The following is a 15,921-nucleotide window of genomic DNA, read 5'->3' on the forward strand; positions in this document are numbered from 1 at the left end:
CCCAAACCCTTCTAAGTCCCCCACCCCCCCGGGGGGGCCCGCATTTTCCGCCCCCCCCGTTCCCCCCCCCCCCCTCCGGCGCCCCCCCCCCCTGGGGGGCCCCCGCCGCACCGTCATGAGCGGGTGCGCCGACGGGCGTCAGCGCATGACGGAGGAGAAGGAGTCCAGCTGGATCCAGGTGGCGGGGTTGGCCGAGGTCGGGCCGAAGACCTTGACGAGGCCGGTCGTGTACGCCTCGACGCGGATCGCGTTGATCCCGGCGTTGTTGTTCCGGGTCGCGGTGCCGCGGGTCGTCCTGGGCGGGCGGATCGAGGCCGGCAGCGTACCGATGAACTCGTCCGCGGTGAGGGGGACGGGGCAGGTCAGAACGCCGCGCAGCTGGAGGAACTCGGTGCCCGCGAGCCGTATGACACGGGCCTGGTAAGGAGAGCCGGCCTCGGGGGTGACAGAGGCGTCCGGGGTGACGTCGGTCCACGGAACCACGGTCTGGCAGCCGTCGGTGGGCTCCGCGGCCGCGGCGGGGACGGCGGTGACGAGCGGGACGCCGACGGCGGCGACCGGGGCGGCGAGCGCCGCGGTGAGCAGGGAACGACGGCTGGTCGTGTGCTGGGCCATGCGCGATCCTCCGGATCGGGAAGAAGAGGGGAAGTTCAGGGGCGGCGTGCTGCGGACCGAGGGTCCGTCATCGCCAGACGGTGGAGAAGCTGTCCAGGTCGATCCAGGTGATGGCGTTGTCCTCGTACGCGCCGTACACCCGCAGATCGCCGAGGATGTCGGCCTCGACGCGACAGATGTAGCGTCCCGCCTTGTTGTTGCGGGGCACGTTCTGCCGGGCCACCAGTGTCGGGCGGAGCCGGTGCGGCAGCGTCGCGATCCTGCCGTCCGCGGTCATCCCGCCGGCCGGCGGGTTGATGGTGCCGCGCAGCTGGAGGTAGGTGGTGCCGGCGAGAGCAATGAGCCGGCCGCGCGGACGCTCCGTCCCGGCGGTGAACCCGGGCGCGAGGGTGAGGTCCTCCCAGTCGGCGAGGACCTTGACGCCGTCGACGGCGGGCTTCGTCGGGTACCAGCCGATGGTGACGTTCCGTGCGCCCGACGTGGGGGCGACCTTGTCGCTGAAGCCGAACAGCAGGCGGGTCTCCTGCGTATCGGGGTCGATCTCGACCGCGAGGCCTTCCGGCTCGCGGTGTTTCAGGCCGGGGGCGCTCGTGACCATCACCTGGCTGAGACGGGGACGTTCGCCGCCCGCCCAGGTGTCGGACCACTCGTACGCGGTGATGAACGCGTAGCCGGGGTTCTCGTGGTCCTCCACGTCGAACGGCGCCCAGTGGTAGGCGTACAGGATGCCGCCCAGCGTCTGGAAGCCCTGCGCGACGAGCGTGGCCTGCACCGGGGGCTCCTGGGGGAGGCCCGGGGGCACCGTCTTCTCGTTGTCGGGCATGACGAAGGTCGTGCCCACGGGCGTCCAGGTGCCCGCGGCGGCCAGGGTGGCGTCGTAGCGGGTGAACTGCCGCTTGCCGCCCTTGTGGTACATGACGGTCAGCAGGTTCGTCGTCGGGTCGTACGACGGGCCGACGGCTTCCGTGCTGCCGGGCGGGGTGAACCTCTGCGGGGCCGGGATGGACTGGGCGGCGAGCACCCCGTCCTTCTCGAACTTGAAGCGCGTGACGGCCTTGCCGAACGCGTACTCGCCCTTCAAGTACAGGGGGGCCGCCGCCGCGCTGCCGCACTCGGTCCACAGGTAGGTGTCGTCGCCGTCCGGCAGTGCGACCAACGACAGGCCGTGGCCGAAGCCGATCAGCTGCATCTGGCCGTCGGGCTGACCGGTCCGCCGGTTGATGCGGTTGAGGTACATGTTGCCCGAGTTCTTGGGCGCGGTCCCCGAGGACTCCAGCTGGAGAACGAAGATCCACCCGTTCTTCGTGTCGGTGGCGATGGCCTGCGGGGCCGGGTTGTCCCGTAGGTCGACGGTCTGGATGAGCCTGCCGGTCACACCGGACAGGTCGACGCCGTTGGCGTCCGTGGTCGTCATGGTCTCTCTCCCCCATGGATCCACCTGCGGATCCACGTCCGGTGGATCATCACACAAGAGAAGAGCGCAGATCACGGGGGCGGCCACCGGAGCCGCCCCCGTGCGCAACCCGTCCTCGCTCAGCCGGTGCGGAGGATCCGGAACCGATCGGCATCCGTCGGGTCCCGGTCGACGACCTGGACCGGCGGCCAGGCCCATTGCCGGACGCCGATGCCCGGCGTACGGGAGAACCGGATCGTGCCGCGCGTGCCCTCGACCGCCACGTCCGGCCACGCCCCGGCGATCGCCGCCCGGTCCGTGCCGTGGGAACGCAGCACGTCGGCGAGGACGGTGACGGCGTCCCAGCCCTCGAAGGCGACGAAGGAGGGCGCTTCGCCCAGCCGCGCGCGGAGCTCCTTCCCGACGCGTTCGCCGAGGGGGCCGAGGTGCTCGGGCAGGTAGCGCAGGAACGGGATCCCGGCGCCGTCCGCGCCGAGGACGGCGGCCCATTCCGCGAACTCGGGCTGTCCCGCCGGAGCGCCGACGAGGAGTTCCGCGAGCCGGCGGTCGCTCCGGACGGCCCTGACGATCGGTACCGCGGGCTCCGGCTGGCCGACCAGCAGGAGGAGCGCGGTCGCCCCGTGGTCGACGAGCGCGTCGCACAGGGCCTCGGGAGTGAGCTCGTTCGCGTCGAGTTCGACGACGGTGCCGCCGCGCGCGGCGAGGTGGTCCCGCAGGATGCGGGTCCCGGACGCCCAGTAGACGCTCGGCTGGGTCACCACGGCGATCCGGTGCCGGCCCGCGCCGAGGAGGAAGTCCGCGTAGATCCGCCAGCCGTGGGACTGGGCCGGTGCCAGGCGCGCGACCCACTCCGTCGGCTGCTCGGTGAGCGCATCGAGTACCGCGGAAGAGCAGAGGTAGGGCACGCCGAGGGCGTCGGCCCGGGCGGCGGCGGAGCGGGCGACGACGCTGTGGTACTCACCGACGACGGCGGCCACGCCCAGACCGGCCAGGTCGTCCACGGCCGCCGCGGCCCGTTCCGGATCGGCCGCGGTGTCCCGGACCACCAGCTCCAGGGGCCGCCCGCCGATCCCGCCGGCGTCGTTGACCTCGGTGACGGCCAGGTCCAGTCCCGCGAGGAGGTGCCGTCCCGCCTCGACCCAGCCGGGCCGTGTCAGCGGAACGAGCGCGCCCAGGCGGACGGACGCCCCCTCCTCGACGTGATGCGCTCCGGACGGCGATGGTGACGTGTTCATCGGGTGGTGCCTTCCCCTGGGGCGATGCGGTCGCGAACGGCCGGGACCGTGGACCTGCCGGTCATTGGATCCACCACCCTCCCCGCAGGCAACCGATTATCTGTTCGTTCGCGTGGGACGCCGCTGCTCCGCATGCAGGTGCGGCCGGACCTTCCTACGATGAAGGCATACGTCTCGCTGTTCTGTCGGGGTCCAACCGGAGCGAGGGAACATGGCAGCCGAGGATGCCGGGTCCACCGGGCGGCCGGCGGGCCTCAAGGCCAACGCGATCGGCTTCGTCGACGCCCTCGTCATCGGACTGAACTCCACGTCCCCCGCGTACTCCCTCGCGGCCGTCATCGGCCCCGTCGTCGCCCTGGTCGGGATCTACGCCCCCGGCGTGATGTTCGCGGCCTTCGTGCCGATGCTGCTGATCGCCTCGGCGTTCTACTACCTGAACAAGGTCGACCAGGACTGCGGCACCACCTTCTCCTGGGTCACGCGCGCCATGGGCCCGTGGGCGGGCTGGCTCGGCGGCTGGGCCATCGCGATGACCGGAGTCCTGGTCGTCGGCTCGCTCGCCGACGTGGCCGTGACCTTCGGTCTGCTGGCCGTCGGCCTCGACAGCTGGGTGGACAACACCTTCGTACGCCAACTGCTCACGGTGCTGCTGATCTTCGTCATGACGGCCGTGTGCGTCGTCGGCACCGAGCTGTCGGCGAAGGTGCAGAACGTCCTCATCCTCGCGCAGGTCGCCTGCCTGCTGATCTTCGTCGGCGTGGCGTTCGCCAGCGTCTACGACGGGACGAGCAAGTACGACTCGGTCGAGCCGGCCCTCAGCTGGCTGAACCCGTTCGGCGCCGGCGGCGCGGCGCTGACCGGCGGGCTTCTCCTGGGCGTCTTCATCTACTGGGGCTGGGAATCGGCGGTCAACCTCACCGAGGAGGTCAAGGACTCCGCGACCGCCCCCGGCAAGGCGGGGATCTGGTCGACCGTGATCCTGCTCGTGACGTACGTGTCCGTGGGATTCGCGGTCGTGGCCTACGCCGGTCCGACGTTCCTGGCCGAGAACGCCGGGGAGGAGGAGTTCATCTTCGCCCAGCTCGCCACGGACGTCCTGGGCGGCTGGGACTGGATCCTGCTCCTCGCCGTCTGCACCTCGGCGATCGCCTCCACGCAGACCACCATCATCCCGGCCTCCCGCACGGCGCTGTCCATGGCCCGCCGCCGGGCACTGCCCGACCACTTCGGCCACATCAGCCCGCGCTTCCGCACCCCTGACGTGAGTACGTGGTGGGTCGCCGGCATCGCCACCGCCTGGTACCTCGTGGTGAACCAGATCAGCTCCAACGCCCTCTTCGACTCGCTGACCGCGCTGTCGCTGCTGATCGCCTTCTACTACGCGCTCACGGGTGTCGCCTGCGTCATCTACTACCGCCGCCACCTCTTCGAGAGCGTCCACAACTTCCTGCTGATCGGCCTCGGCCCCCTGATCGGTTCCGGACTGCTCGCGTGGCTCCTGGTGCGGTCGGTCTCCGACATGTCCGATCCGGAGAACTCGTACAGCGGCACCTCGTGGTTCGGCCTCGGTCCGCCGCTCGTCATCGGCATCGGCATCGCCCTCACCGGCGTGGTCGTCATGGTCGTGCGGCGCCTGCGGGAACCGGCGTTCTGGCGGGAGCGCCCGGGCGTGGCCGACCCCGACCTGGTCCACGGCCGGCGCAAGGAGCCCTGAGATGTCGGTCGTGCTGGGCTACGACGAATCCCCCGGCGCCGCTCGCGCGTTGCGCATCGCGGTCGAGGTGGCCGCCGCGTTCGACGAGCGGCTCGTGCTGGTCTACGGGGCCGCTGCGCCGGGCCCCGTCGGCGAGGAGTACGCCTCCCACTACGAGGCCATCCGCCAGGTCGGCCGCGACGGTCTGACGCACGCCGTCGCGGAGGCCGACCTGGCGGGGGTGCCGACCGTCGTCGAGGTGATCGACAAGGCACCCGCCCAGGCCCTGATCGACGCGGCGCACCGGCACGCCGCGCGGGTCATCGTGGTCGGCAGCTGGAGCGAGAGCCCGATGCGCGGCGCGCTCCTGGGCTCGACGCCCCACAAACTCCTGCACATGTCGAGCGTCCCGGTGCTCTGCGTCCCTCCCGAGGAATGAGCGCCCCGAGACCCCGGCAACCCGCCCCGGTCGGGCGTGCGGCTCAGCCGAAGTCGGGGACGGGGTGCCCGGGGGCCAGGGCGGCGGCGATGCGCTGGGCGATCACGTGGGCGGTGTGGCCGTCCGGGGTCGTGGGGCCCTGCGTGGTCGAGACCGCGATGGCCAGGCGCTCCGACGGGAGATAGGCCATGGAGGCGGAGTAGCCGAAGAAGAGGGGGTGCTGGGCGATCCAGTCGCCGAGCACGACCACGCCCATGCCGTAGTGGGTGGCCTGGGTGTTCGCGAGGCAGACGGTCGCCGGGCACTTCCGCGTGGCGTGGCCGAGTCCCACCGTTCCCGGGTTCAGCAGCTGACGGTACGAGGACGGGGACAGGAGCTCGCCGGAGCCGAGGCCGGCGGCCGACCGGGCCAGGTCGCAGATGTCGGTGGTCTGGACGGCGCCGGGCGCGGTGGTCCAGGAGGGGTTCCAGTAGGTGGACTCCTCGTACGTCCCGCGGTCGGCGGTGAAGGCGTGCAGGGCGGGTTCGGGGATGTCCGGGGTGAAACCGTTGCGGGTCTCGCGGAGCCCGAGCGGGCCGGTGACCTGCTGCCGGATCAGGACGTCAAGACGGGTGCCGGTGATCTTCTCCAGGGCGGCGCCGAGGAGGACGAAGTTGGCGTGCGAGTAGCTCCAGTTCGTGCCCGGCTCGTACCACCGCTGCTCGCCGGTCGAGAGGGCCACGACCTCCTTCGCCGTCCACTGGCGGAACGGGTCGGCGGTGACGGCCTGCTGGAACGCGGGGAGGCGGACGTAGTCGACGAGACCGGTGGTGGACGCCGCCAGCATGCGCAGGGTGATCCTCCGGCCGTGCGGGAGGTCCGGCAGCCAGCGCGCGACGGGGTCGTCGAGGCCGACGACGCCCTGGTCGACGAGGCGCAGGAGCGCCGTCCCCAGGTAGCTGATCGCCACGTTGCCGTTGCGGAAGTGCAGGGCGGGGTCGGCCGGCACCCCCGTCATCGACTCGCCGAGGGCGGTGGTGACGACCTCGCGGCCGTCGACGGTGACGCGCAGGATCACGGACCGCAGGCCGAGGTCCGCCGCGGCCCGCTCGGCGATGCGCCGGACGTCGCGGGCCGTGCCGTGGTCGGGCAGCCGGGAGGCGGCGCACGGCCGCCGGTGGCCGCCGTCGCCCGCCGCGGTGCCGGCCGTCGTGAGCGGTGCGCCGAGGGTGACGAGTGCGGTGAGCGCGGCAACGACCGCACGGCGCGACCGCGAGGTGGAACGGGCTGAGGTCATGGCCGGAGTATCGGCCGGGAGCGCCCGCGCGCCGGCCCGGCGGCCGTCGACCCGCGGGGGCGTCACCCGTGCCGCCGAGCGCGTCCGGGACTCAGCCCTGCGCGCGGTGGAGCGTCAGCCGGCCGGGCACGAACAGGTGGACGTAGCCGCACGTCAGGCAGATGAGACCGTTCGCCGACTCGTTGGCCCAGGCCATGTTGAAGAACTCCATCCCCGTGCTGTTCAGCTTCACCTCCCGCTCACGGAAGACGTCTCCGTCACAGACGTGGCAGCGGAACCTCTTGTCCCCGATCTCCGCGTGCACGACCTTGGCCATACCGTCTCCCCCTGGCGATTCCCGGCCGCCGGCTCTCCCGGCCACCGTCATCGAACGCGTCTTCGATGATCATGCCGCATCATCGTGACGCACCACGACGCACCAGGTCATTGCCGTGATGCGGCAGTCTTCGACACCGCGATCATGCTGGTCGCCGACCTGAACCAGCACCGCCACCACCCGGTCAGGCCCTGACGACAACACTTGGTTGTCACCTAGGGTGAGAGCCGTGGATCTCGACATGGCGCAGGTGCGTGCCTTCGTGCGCACCGCCGAAGAGCTGCATTTCGGGAGGGCCGCCGGGACGCTCGGCATCTCCCAGCAGGCCCTGTCCAAGCGGATCGCGCGGCTGGAAGCCCTGCTCGCCACCCGGCTGTTCGAGCGCGGCGGCAACGGTGTGCGGCTCGCCCCGGCCGGCGAGCGCTTCCTCCCGCCCGCCCGGCAGGCGCTGGCCACCTCCGACGCCGCTGTCGCGGCGGTCGCGGGGGACGGCCGGCCGCTGCGCGTGGACGTCTGGGGGCATCTCTACGCGCCGATGAGGACGCTGGCCCAGGTCGCCCGCGAGGCCGGGGACTTGGTGTCGGGGCACGGACGCGACCTTCCCGCGGTGACGAACGCCCTGCTGCTCGGTGACATCGACGCGGCCTTCGGCCGGGTCCACCCTCCGCCGCACGCCGGGCTGACGCACCGGCTCGTCCGCCTCGAACCGGTCGACGTCGTGTTCGGCGCGGACCATCCGCTCGCCGCCGAGGCGTCGCTGCGGCCGGACCGGCTGCGCGGCAGCGTGCTCTGGGCGCCCGGTGCGCTGGACCGGCTCGACTTCCTCCGCCGGTTCGCCGACCGTTTCGGCATCCGCGACCGGGCCGAGAGCGCCAACCTGGGCCTCGCCCACTTCCTCGGCGAGGTGGCGGCCGACCCGCGGCGCTTCTCGCTGCTGCCCGCCGACGTGCCCCTGCCGGACGTCCCCGGGCTGCGCTCGGTCCCGCTGGTCGACCCCACGCCGCTGTACGCGTGGTCGCTGGTGTGGCGCACCGGCAGCGGGCACCCGGGGCTGAGCGCCCTCACCGCCGCCTGCGCGGCGGAAGCGCGGCGCAGCCGCTGGCTGGAGTACGACCCCGCGCGGGACTGGCTGCCCGATCCGCCCGCGCCGGATCTCCTCACGGAGCGGCCGTCAGCCGTCTGAGCAGGTCGACGTCCACGTCCAGCAGGCTGCGCACGACGGTGCGGTGGGGTGCCGGGGCGATGGTGGTGAGGGAGGGTACGGCCACCACCTCGCAGCCGGCCGCCTCGGCGGAGGCGACGCCGGTCGGGGTGTCCTCCACGGCGACGCAGGAGGCCGGGGCGGTCCCGAGTCTTGTCAGGGCCGCCCGGTAGGGGTCGGGATGCGGCTTGGTGCGCGGCGTCTCGCCCGCCGCCACGGAGACCGTGAACCAGCGCCGGCCGAGGGCGTCGAGGACGGTGTCCACGACCGGCCGCGGCGAGGCCGAGACCAGCGCGGTGGGGATGCCCTCGGCGTGGAGCGTCGCGAGGAGTTCCACGGCCCCGGGGAGGGGGACGACCTGTCGGCGTACGAGTGCGGTGAAGCGGCGTTCGAGGGAGTCGCCCAGCACGGCCGCGTCCACCCGGCCGTCCACCCGGCCGTCCACTTGGCCTTCCGTACGGCCTTCCGTGCGGCCTTCCGTGCGGGAGGCGAGGTGCGCGGCGCAGTCCTCGACGGCGCGGCCGAGGACGAACGCGAGGTCCGCGTCGGTGAGGGCGATGCCCCGGCCGAGGGCCTCTTCCTCGACCGTCCGCCGCCAGAGCCGCTCGGTGTCGACGAGTGTGCCGTCCATGTCGAAGAGGACCGCTTGGAGTTCGGTGTGCACGGGCACGGGGATGCTCCCTGGTGGTGGGCTCGGGACGGTGGGGCCGGCGTACCGGGTCGGGTCACTCCTCGGTGGCGCCGAGGGCGGGGGCATCGCGCAGGTGGACGTGGCGCGTGGCGGCGGCGTGGAGTTCGAGGACGGTGACCTCGTTGGCGCCCGGTACCAGGACGGGAGCGGGGACGTACAGCGAGGCCTGGGGGCCGCGGGACCAGTAGCGGCCCAGGGGGAAGCCGTTGATCCAGGCCAGGCCCTTGGTCCAGCCGCCCAGGTGGAGGAAGGTGTCGGCCGGCTCGTCCACGGTCAGGGTTCCCCGGTGGAAGGCCGGTCCGACCGGCGGCCGTTCGGGGACGAACGGCCGGTACGCGAGGGTGTCCGGGCGGTCGAGGGGCAGGGCGCGGCTGCGCCAGGCGGCGGGCCGGGTGCCGTTGATCGTGGTGCGGCCGAGCAGGCCCTTGTGGTCGCGGAGCCGCGGCCCGTAGTTGACGCGTCCCTGGTTCTCGACCAGGACGGCGAGGCGGGCTCCCGGGCGGGGGACGGTGAAGGCGAGGGCGTGCTCGTGGTTCTCGCGTTCCAGGACGCCGACCGGTTGCCCGTCGACGAAGACCTGGGCGCGGTCGTGGACCCGCTCGGCGTGCAGGACCGCCGGTCCCGGCGTGGGCAGGTCGGTCTCGTAGAGGACGAAGCCGAAGGGGTGGCCGAGCTCTTCCATGGTCAGCGGCCGGTCGGCCGTCGCGGGGACGCCGAGGTCGTCGGCGTGTTCCAGCAGGCCGGCCGTGTGGGTGAGCTCCACCGGCCCGTACGCCGCCTTGGGCGCGACCGGGGGTACGGGGTCGGCGGGGACGGGCGCGTGGCGGGCGATGACCTCGCGGAAGGCGGCGTACTTGGGAGTGGGGTCCCCGGCCTCGTCGAGGAGGGCGTCGTAGTCGTAGGAGGTGACGGTGGGGCGGTAGGTGCCCTTGTCGTTGGCTCCGTTGGTGAAGCCGAAGTTGGTGCCGCCGTGGAACATGTAGATGTTGACGGAGGCGCCGGCGGCGAGCAGGGTGTCGAGCTCCGCGGCGGCGTCGGCCGCGTCGCGGCGGGCGTGGATGCCGCCCCAGCGGTCGAACCAGCCGATCCAGAACTCGGAGCACATCAGCGGGCCCTGCGGCCGGAGCGCGCGCAGCGCCGCCAGGCCTTCGGCGGCGCGGCTGCCGAAGTTGGCGGTGGCGAGGACGCCGTCGAGGCTTCCCCGGGCGAGGTCGGCGGGCTGGTCGCAGGTGAAGAGGGGGACGTCGACGCCGTGGCGGCGCAGCATGGCGGCGAGCTCGGCCAGGTAGGCGTGGTCGTCGCCGTGCGCGCCGTACTCGTTCTCGACCTGGACGGCGAGGATCGGCCCGCCGTTGCTGCCGAGGTAGGGGCGGAGCGGCTTGAGGAGGGCGCCGAGGTAGTCGTCGACGGCGCTCAGGTAGCGGGGGTCGCGGCTGCGCGGGACGAGGTCGTCCTCGGCCAGGAGCCAGGAGGGCAGGCCGCCGCCCTCCCACTCGGCGCAGATGTACGGGCCGGGCCTGAGGAGGACGTGGAGTCCTTCGGCGGCGGCGGTGTCGAGGAAGCGGGGCAGGTCGAGACCTCCGTCGAGGTGGAACTCCCCGCGGCGGGGGGCGTGCGCGTTCCACGGGACGTAGGTCTCGACCGTGTTGAGGCCCAGCAGCCGTGCCTTGTGGAGTCGGTCGGCCCACTGTTCCGGGTGGACGCGGAAGTAGTGCAGGGCTCCGGAGACGATCCGGAACGGGTGGGCGTCGAGACGGAAGCCGTCGTCGGCGATCTCCAGTCGGGACATGGCGGTGGTGCTCCTCAGAGGGCTGTCGGGGTGCGGCGGTCGGTTTCTAGGCGAGCGGGCGGCACAGCAGGGCGTCGGGGACGCCGCCGTGGTTCCACTTCCAGGTGAAGGCGACACCGGCGACGTACTCGTTGTCGGCGCACTGGCCCTTGTAGTAGCCGGGTGCCCAGTCGCTGGCGGTCGAGCCGCCGGTGGCGGGCCGGTTGTCGCCCTTGTCGAACCAGAGCACGCGGTTGGTGGTGGGCAGGGAGGCGGCCGCGGGTGCGCACAGCAGGGCCGACACGGCGCTGCCGCTCACGCTGTAACCGACCGCGAAGGTGCGGTCGGGGCACTGGCGCTTGTCGTAGCCGCTCGCCCAGTCGCCCCCGGTGACGTACCGCTCGTCGGTCACGACGGTCCAGGGGCCGCTCGCCTTGGCCGGCTGCCCGGCGTCGGTGCACAGTCCGCGGCTGTCGCTGCGGCCGAGGCCGACGAGTCGCTGGGTGTCGGGGCAGTTGGCCTTGCGGTTGCCCGGGGACCAGTCCGGCTTGGCCAGCATGGTGGCGGAGACGTTGTAGTCGGCGTAGTCCAGATTGAGCATGTTCCAGCGCGTGGCGGGGGCGATCCGGCCGGTCCTGCCGGGGGCGCCGACGAGCTTGTTCCAGTCGGTGGCGCGCCAGTCGCCGGCGTCCATGACACCGAGCCGTGTGCCGTTCGCGCTGTAGTTGACCATGGCCCAGTTGTCCTGGGGCGTGCCGTTCGCGTCGGTCCAGCCGACCAGGGGCCAGATGGCGAAGTCGGTGTCGTTCCTCACCAGGATGTCGGTGAAGTTCGTGAACCAGGCGCGTTCCCTGGCGTCGGGCTCCCCGCGGCCGGCGGCGCCGAACTCGCTGATCCACACGGGTGCGGTGAAGTGCTGGCCGGACCGGGTGACGAACAGGGCCTGATCGTCGACGACCTGGGCGAGCTGTGCCGGCGTGAACTCCTCGTAGCGCGGGTCGTGGGTCTCGCCCGTGCCGGTGGCGCCCGTGTGGTTCGGCCCCGTGTAGCCGTAGAAGTGGGCCGCGTAGACGAGCTTGTCGGAGCGGATCAGGGTGTGGGACAGGGTGGCGACGGGGGTCAGCGTCGGGCGGCCGTGGGGGGTCAGGTCGGTGGGTATGCCCTGCCAGTTGATGCCCTCCATGATGACGAGCATGTCCGGGTCGGCCTGAAGGATCTTGTTGCCGGCCTCCTCCATGGCCTTGTAGAGGTCGTGGTCGTTGCCCCAGCCCCAGTTGGGATCGTTCCAGGTGTCGCGGCGGACCTCGTTGCGCAGGTCGGCTCCGACGACCCGCTTGTCGGCCTGGTAGCGCTTCACCAGGAACACCCAGTCGTCGATCCACTGCTGGGTCGACTGGCCGCTGTTCCAGCGCTCGTTGCCGTCCAGGCCGCAGCAGAAGCGGTAGCTGGTGGTGTGGTTGTTGAGGATGACGGCGAAGCCGTCCGCGGTCAGGGCCCCGACGACGGCGTCGAGCACCTGCAACGGGGTCTTGCCCTTGAGCTGCGGGTTGGCGGCGACGGCCGAGTCCGGGACGACGGTGGTGTCGTGGATCACCGCGTTGGCGAACGGCAGCCGGATGCTGTTCAGGCCCAGGGCGTGGAAGTCGGCCAGGATCCCGGCGATGGGCTTCCTGTCCAGGCCGAGCGGAAGGTTGTGCGACATCTGCCTCGCCTGGTGGTTGGCGACGTCGCCGACGTCACCGCTGCCCTGCCAGGTGCCCTGGGCGCCGGCCCAGTTCCCGGACTTGAGCTTGAACCGGTCGCCGTTCGCGTCGACGACGTACCGGTCCCGGGTCGACAGCGGGGCGGTCCAGGAGGCGGCGAGCTGCGGGCCGGTGAGGGGGACGGGCGCCGCGACCGACGCCGCCGCGACCGGCTGGAGGGGTGCGGCGGCGGCGGGGGCGCCGACGATCAGCGCGGACAGGACGGCCAGGGCCGCGGTCGCGCGTCGGATGAGGGTGCGAGGTGTCACGGGATCTCCTTGCGGAAGGGGTCGTGAGCCTGTTCTTTGTGGTGCGGCGTGAGGGGGCGTGGGCCGTGGGTCAGCCTTTGAGGCCGCTGGTGGCGATGCCTTCGACGATGTAGCGCTGGGCGACGAGGAACATGACGACCAGGGGCGTGATGGTGACGACGGCGCCGGCGAACAGCCCCGGCAGGTTGATGGTCTGCGAGGTGAGGAAGGTGGACAGCGCGATCTGCGCGGTCCAGGCGGACGGATCCTGGCCGATGACCAGCGGCCACAGGAAGGAGTTCCAGCTGTCGATGAAGGACAGCGCTCCTAGCGAGGCCAGCATGGCTCCGGAGCTCGGCAGGGCGATCCGGCCGTACAGGCCCAGCCAGCCGAGGCCGTCGAGCCGTCCGGCCTCTTCGATCTCGGTGGGGAACTGGAGGTAGAAGTTGCGGAACAGCAGGACCGCGAAGGGGTTGAAGAGGCCGGGCACGATGATGCCCCAGAGCGTGTTGACGCCTCCCATGGAGCCGACGACGACGAACGTGGGCACGAAGGTGACCGAGCCGGGGATCATCAGCGTCGCCACCACCAGGGCGAGCAGCACTCCGCGTCCCGGGACGGGGATCCGGGCGAGGGCGTAGCCGGCGGCGGAGGCGAGGAGCGTGGAGACGGGCGCGGTGATGCCGGCGATCAGGAGCGAGTTGCCGAGGGCGCTGCCCATGTTGACGGCGGGGTCGGCGAACAGGTCACTGAAGTTCTCGAAGTGCATGGACGAGGGCCACCACGTCCACTCCGGTGCGGTCAGACTCGGGGAGTCCATCAGCGAGTTGCGGAGCATCAGGTAGAAGGGGGCGAGGAAGGCCGCGGTCAGCAGGCCGATGAGCAGGCCGCGTACGAGGAGGCGCACCGCTCGGGAGAGTCCGGGCAGGGTGGTCACGCGTGTCTCACTCTCCGCTCCTGCCGAAGCCGGTGAACCGACCCTGGATCAGGGTCACTCCGACGATGACGGCGGTGAGCACGAAGGCTCCGGCGGAGCCGAGTCCGTAGTTCTGGCTGCCCATGGCGGTGTTGTAGAGGTGGACCAGCGGGGTCTGTACGGGGGCGGTGCCGGTTCCGGAGAGCCCGCTGTTGAAGAGGTTGTAGAACTCGTCGAAGGCCTGGAAGGCCGCGATGAACAGGAGCATGAGGACGGCGACGGAGGTGTTCCGCAGCATCGGCAGGGTGATCCTGGTGAGGAGCCGTCGGCCGGTGGCGCCGTCGAGTGCGGCGGCCTCGTTGACCTCCTGGGGGATGGCCTGGAGTCCGGCGAGGAAGAGGACCATGTAGAAGCCGACCTGGAGCCAGAGGCGCAGGGTGACGAGGACGACCCAGTAGAGCGGCGGCGAGCTCGACTGCAGCCAGGCCACGGGCTCGGCGCCGAACCAGCCGCCGATCGTGTTGGCGATGCCCGCCGGCAGTCCGTTGAACAGGGACATCTTCCAGAGCAGGGACGCGGCGACGTACGAGACGGCCGCCGGGATGAGGAAGGTCGTGCGCAGCAGGGCGCGGCCCCTGCGGACCCGGTGCACCAGCAGCGCGAGCCCGAGGGAGGCGGCGAAGGTGACCGGGACGATGAAGGCGGTGAACACCAGGATCTGGAGCAGGGAGTCGCGGAACGCCTGGTCGGACAGGAGCGTCCGGTAGTTGTCCAGACCGACCCAGTCGCCGAGGGCGATGGTGCCGCGTGCGTCGCTGAGGCTGAGCAGGAAACTCCAGCCGATGGCGACGTACTTGAAGACGCCGAGCCCGATGAGCGTCGGCGCGGTCAGCACCACGAAGGCGATCCAGCCGGAGCGGCCGACGCGGGCCCGGCCGGCGCGGGGGCGGCCGGCCCGGCCGGGGCCCCGCGGGGTGTCCGCGAGGCGCCCGGCCGGTTCGGGCTTCAGCGTGAGGTCGGTCGCGGGATTCATCGGCCGCGCTGCTTGTCTATCTCGCTCTGGGCCTTCTTCACCGCTTCTGCCAGGAGGGCGGCCGGGTCGCCCTGTCCGCCGACGATCTTCGCGGCGGCCGCGTTGAAGGCGCTGCTCACGGCGGTGTCCCAGGTGCCGGGGTAGTGCTTCCCGTACTTCTGGGAGAGCCCCACGGTCTCCTTGGCGGGGCCGGCGGAGAGCTTCTTCGCGGTGGCCGCGACGGAGGTGCGCGGCGGGACGTGGAAGCCGTAGCTCTCGGCGAAGTCCTTCTGCAGGTCGGCCTGTTCGACCCACAGCCACTGGACGAACTTCTTGGCCGCCGCCGTGTTCTTCCCCTTGGCGTTGACGCAGCTGGTCCATCCGCCGACCCGTACGACGGGGGCGCCGCCGGCCTTGAAGGCGGGCCAGGGCACCACGCCGAAGTCGTCGCCGAGCGCCGCCGTGACGGCCGGCATCGACCACAGCCCGCCCCACTGCATGGGCACGACGCCCTGGGTGAGGGCGGCGGGGTCCCACCAGTCGGTGGTGAAGCCGAGGAGCAGCGACTTGTCGTCGTGGAGGCGCTTCAGGCCCGTCAGCGCTTCGAGCGCCTGCGGCGATCCGAAGGCCACCTTGCCGTCGGGGGTCACGAGGTCGCCGCCGTTGGAGAAGACGGCGAGGGTCGCGGAGTCGCCGAGGCCGTCGTTGCCGACGAACAGGCCCTTGTTCTTCTTGGTGGTGAGGGCCTTCGCCGCGGCGACGAGGCCGTCGAAGGTGGTGGGCGGGGTGATGCCGGCCTTCGACAGGCCGCTCTTGCGGTAGTAGAGCATCATGACGTCGTCGATCATCTTGACGCCGTAGAGCTTGCCGTCGACGCCGACCGACTCGACGGCGTTCGTGTTGAAGTCGCCCTTGGCGCTGCCGTACACGTCGTCGAGCGCGGCGATCTGGCCCCGGCGGGCGAGGCTCTCGCTGAAGTCGCCGATCTCGAAGACGTCGGGGGCGGCGTCGGTCAGCAGGGTGGCGTTGAGCTTTCCCGCGTAGTCGCCGGGGACCCAGGTCACCTTGACGGCGATGTCCGGGTTGGCCTTGGTGAAGGCGGTGGCGTAGCGGAGGACCGCCTGCTGGGTGCCGGCCTCGCCGTAGGCGTGGTACCAGACGTTGAGGGTGGTCTTCGCCCCGGTGGCGGAACCGCCGGTGGGGTCGGTGCTGCAGGCGGTGGTCAGGATGCTTCCGGCGGCGACGAGCAGCGATCCCGTGAGGAATCCGCGTCGGCTAAGGTCGGTTCTGCGTGCGCTCATGTCCCGTCCTTCTGTGAGGGTGTGTGCGGGGCGGATGTGCTGCCCGGTCGGCGC

Annotated in this window: 14 protein-coding genes; 3 read left to right on the top strand and 11 right to left on the bottom strand. The window is 71.8% G+C overall.

Translation table 11 applies throughout. From position 1 onward, the window contains the following. Nucleotides 1–138: 138 nt before the first annotated feature. From ACFC0G_RS07130 to ACFC0G_RS07140, 3 genes are all read right to left on the bottom strand, one after another. Entirely contained in the window at nucleotides 139–615 is a 477-nt protein-coding gene (locus tag ACFC0G_RS07130; protein ID WP_376398486.1) for a hypothetical protein, read from the bottom strand. Nucleotides 616–682: 67 nt separating this feature from the next. Then, nucleotides 683–2,029: a hypothetical protein gene (locus ACFC0G_RS07135; RefSeq protein WP_376398489.1), complete on the bottom strand. Its 1,347-nt coding sequence runs from the start codon at nucleotides 2,027–2,029 to the stop codon at nucleotides 683–685. Between the two features lie 119 nt (nucleotides 2,030–2,148). Beyond that, entirely contained in the window at nucleotides 2,149–3,264 is a 1,116-nt protein-coding gene (locus ACFC0G_RS07140; RefSeq protein WP_376398492.1) for an ABC transporter substrate-binding protein, read from the bottom strand. 211 nt (nucleotides 3,265–3,475) lie between these two features. On the opposite strand from ACFC0G_RS07140, the gene ACFC0G_RS07145 reads away from it, so the two are divergent. Both ACFC0G_RS07145 and ACFC0G_RS07150 read left to right on the top strand, forming a co-directional pair. Further along, nucleotides 3,476–4,978 carry an APC family permease gene (locus ACFC0G_RS07145; RefSeq protein ID WP_376398495.1) on the top strand — a complete coding sequence of 501 codons (1,503 nt, stop codon included), beginning with the start codon at nucleotides 3,476–3,478 and terminating at the stop codon, nucleotides 4,976–4,978. 1 nt (nucleotide 4,979) lies between these two features. Beyond that, nucleotides 4,980–5,396, top strand: a complete 417-nt coding sequence (locus ACFC0G_RS07150; protein WP_376398498.1) for a universal stress protein — start codon at nucleotides 4,980–4,982, stop codon at nucleotides 5,394–5,396. Between the two features lie 43 nt (nucleotides 5,397–5,439). Here ACFC0G_RS07150 and ACFC0G_RS07155 read toward each other — a convergent pair whose 3' ends face one another. Then, nucleotides 5,440–6,672, bottom strand: coding sequence for a serine hydrolase domain-containing protein (locus ACFC0G_RS07155; protein ID WP_376398501.1), 1,233 nt, complete (start codon nucleotides 6,670–6,672; stop codon nucleotides 5,440–5,442). Nucleotides 6,673–6,763: 91 nt separating this feature from the next. Then, nucleotides 6,764–6,988: a hypothetical protein gene (locus ACFC0G_RS07160; RefSeq protein WP_376398504.1), complete on the bottom strand. Its 225-nt coding sequence runs from the start codon at nucleotides 6,986–6,988 to the stop codon at nucleotides 6,764–6,766. 229 nt (nucleotides 6,989–7,217) lie between these two features. Here ACFC0G_RS07160 and ACFC0G_RS07165 point away from each other — a divergent pair, with 229 nt between their 5' ends. Beyond that, nucleotides 7,218–8,171, top strand: a complete 954-nt coding sequence (locus ACFC0G_RS07165) for a LysR family transcriptional regulator (RefSeq protein WP_376398507.1) — start codon at nucleotides 7,218–7,220, stop codon at nucleotides 8,169–8,171. Here ACFC0G_RS07165 and ACFC0G_RS07170 read toward each other — a convergent pair. The 6 genes from ACFC0G_RS07170 to ACFC0G_RS07195 all read right to left on the bottom strand — a co-directional run bounded on the left by ACFC0G_RS07170 (nucleotide 8,146) and on the right by ACFC0G_RS07195 (nucleotide 15,867). After that, nucleotides 8,146–8,859 carry an HAD family hydrolase gene (locus tag ACFC0G_RS07170; protein WP_376398510.1) on the bottom strand — a complete coding sequence of 238 codons (714 nt, stop codon included), beginning with the start codon at nucleotides 8,857–8,859 and terminating at the stop codon, nucleotides 8,146–8,148. The two genes, ACFC0G_RS07165 and ACFC0G_RS07170, sit on opposite strands and share 26 nt — an antisense overlap. Before the next feature lie 55 nt (nucleotides 8,860–8,914). Continuing rightward, a complete protein-coding gene (locus tag ACFC0G_RS07175) occupies nucleotides 8,915–10,669 on the bottom strand; it encodes a beta-galactosidase family protein (protein ID WP_376398512.1) in 1,755 nt (584 codons plus the stop codon). Nucleotides 10,670–10,715: 46 nt separating this feature from the next. Beyond that, complete coding sequence (locus tag ACFC0G_RS07180) at nucleotides 10,716–12,659, bottom strand: glycoside hydrolase family 5 protein (RefSeq protein WP_376398515.1); 1,944 nt, start codon at nucleotides 12,657–12,659, stop codon at nucleotides 10,716–10,718. 70 nt (nucleotides 12,660–12,729) lie between these two features. Beyond that, nucleotides 12,730–13,575: a carbohydrate ABC transporter permease gene (locus ACFC0G_RS07185; RefSeq protein ID WP_376398518.1), complete on the bottom strand. Its 846-nt coding sequence runs from the start codon at nucleotides 13,573–13,575 to the stop codon at nucleotides 12,730–12,732. 7 nt (nucleotides 13,576–13,582) lie between these two features. Beyond that, nucleotides 13,583–14,587 (bottom strand): carbohydrate ABC transporter permease, encoded by a 1,005-nt coding sequence (locus tag ACFC0G_RS07190; protein WP_376398521.1) that lies wholly within the window; start codon nucleotides 14,585–14,587, stop codon nucleotides 13,583–13,585. Beyond that, nucleotides 14,584–15,867 carry an ABC transporter substrate-binding protein gene (locus tag ACFC0G_RS07195; protein WP_376398524.1) on the bottom strand — a complete coding sequence of 428 codons (1,284 nt, stop codon included), beginning with the start codon at nucleotides 15,865–15,867 and terminating at the stop codon, nucleotides 14,584–14,586. Before ACFC0G_RS07195 ends, ACFC0G_RS07190 begins: the two co-directional genes overlap by 4 nt. Between the last annotated feature and the right edge of the window lie 54 nt (nucleotides 15,868–15,921).

The organism is Streptomyces sp. NPDC056169, from assembly GCF_042268445.1.
In the GTDB taxonomy this organism is placed as follows: domain Bacteria; phylum Actinomycetota; class Actinomycetes; order Streptomycetales; family Streptomycetaceae; genus Streptomyces.